Consider the following 1,834-nt stretch of genomic DNA (forward strand, 5'->3'; position numbering starts at 1 on the left):
TGCGTTCCAACGAGAAATAGTAGAAACCGAATCTAAATTAAAACATTTTGAAACCCAACTCGCATCGTCTCAATCCAAATTAAAAGCATTTGGCGATTCAGCAGTTGAAACCGGGAATAAAATGCAATCTGTCGGCGATGGCATGAAGAATGTTGGCAAGGATTTGTCCTTAAAAGTAACTGCGCCAATAGTTGCGATAGGTGGCGCAGCTGTTAAGTCGGCAATGGATTTTGAAAGCGCCTTTGCAGGAGTCAGAAAAACTGTGGATGCAACAGAAGATGAATTCAAAGTGTTGTCAGAAGGAATTAGAGGGATGGCGAAAGAAATTCCGGTAGCGGCAACTGAAATCGCTGGAGTTGCAGAAGCGGCGGGACAACTTGGAATCCAAAAAGAATCTATTCTCGGATTTACTCGTACGATGGTTGATCTTGGCGTTGCGACGAATATGACAAGTGATGAAGCGGCAACAGCGTTAGCGCGGTTAGCCAACATCACCCAAATGCCGCAGACAGAATTTGACCGGCTCGGTGCCTCGATTGTCGATTTAGGAAACAACTTTGCTACAACAGAACGTGAAATTGTTGATATGTCATTACGTTTAGCAGGAGCAGGAGCGCAGGTTGGTATGTCTGAAGCGGACATCCTCGCCTTGGCTACTGCTCTTTCTTCTGTCGGCATTGAAGCGGAAATGGGTGGATCTGCAATCTCTCGTGTCATGGTCAATATGCAGGTAGCTACTTCCACAGGATTCACTAAAGTCCAAGACCTTTTAAGTAAGACAGGTCTATCCTTGCGCGATCTTCAGATGATGGCGTCGCATTCGGGTAAAGCTTTTGGTAATTTGGCGGAGGACCTTGGAATGACGAAAAAGGAACTGTCTACGCTTGTGGATGCCGGATTGGACTTAGAGAATTTCTCGAAAATTGCTGGGATGACAGGCGAGCAATTCAAAAAGACATTTGAACAAGACGCAATAGGAGCGCTTGGTGCATTTATTAATGGACTTGCTAACGCGGAAGCTTCCGGCGATTCAGCTATTAACATGCTTCAAGAAATGGGTATCACAGAAATCCGTTTACGTGACTCTCTCTTGCGTGCAGGTGGAGCGGCAGAGTTATTTGCCAATGCAGTCGATATTTCAAATAATGCTTGGGAAGAAAACGTCGCATTGACAAATGAGGCTGAAGAACGTTATAAAACTTTCGAATCGCAACTTACTATTTTTGTTAATACGCTTAAAGATATGGGAATTACTATCGGAAATATTATTCTTCCGTTTTTAAATAACCTCATGGATTCTATGAAACCTGTTATTGAATACTTCGCGAACATGAGTGAGGATGGACAAAAACTTGTATTAGTTTTAGGGGCGATAGTAGCGGCGGTCGGTCCATTACTCGTCATACTTGGAACCTTAGTCGCTTCTCTCGGAGCCGTATTTACAGCCATAGGAACATTCAGCGGTGCAATGGCAGTCGCGACCACGGGAGCGGCGGCAGCTACTCCCGCTGTGGGAGCATTGGCGGCTGTCATTTCTGCGCTAACTGGTCCAATCGGCATAGCTGTAGCAGCAATAGCCGGAATTACAGCGGCGCTTGTATTGGCTTATAACAAAGTTGAATGGTTTAGGGATGGTGTGGATAAAGTTTGGGAAGCTATTAAATCAGCAACTCAAAAAGCTTTTGAAGCTGTAAAGGAAACTATTTCCACAGTAATAGAAGCAGCCGTAAAATTTGGTAGCGAACAGCTCGAAACGTTTAAGAAGTTTTGGGATGAAAACGGCAAGGCAATAATGGATTTAGTTAAAAAATATTTCAACCTTGTACTCTCTGAC

Annotated in this window: 1 protein-coding gene; it reads left to right on the forward strand. The window is 44.2% G+C overall.

Features of this window, described 5'->3' with window-relative positions; genetic code table 11:
* Positions 1-1,834 (forward strand): phage tail tape measure protein (locus ACFQ38_RS11430; RefSeq protein ID WP_381480992.1); only part of this gene is annotated, 1,834 nt, incomplete at both ends.

Source organism: Sporosarcina contaminans, assembly GCF_042679045.1.
GTDB lineage: Bacteria > Bacillota > Bacilli > Bacillales_A > Planococcaceae > Sporosarcina > Sporosarcina contaminans.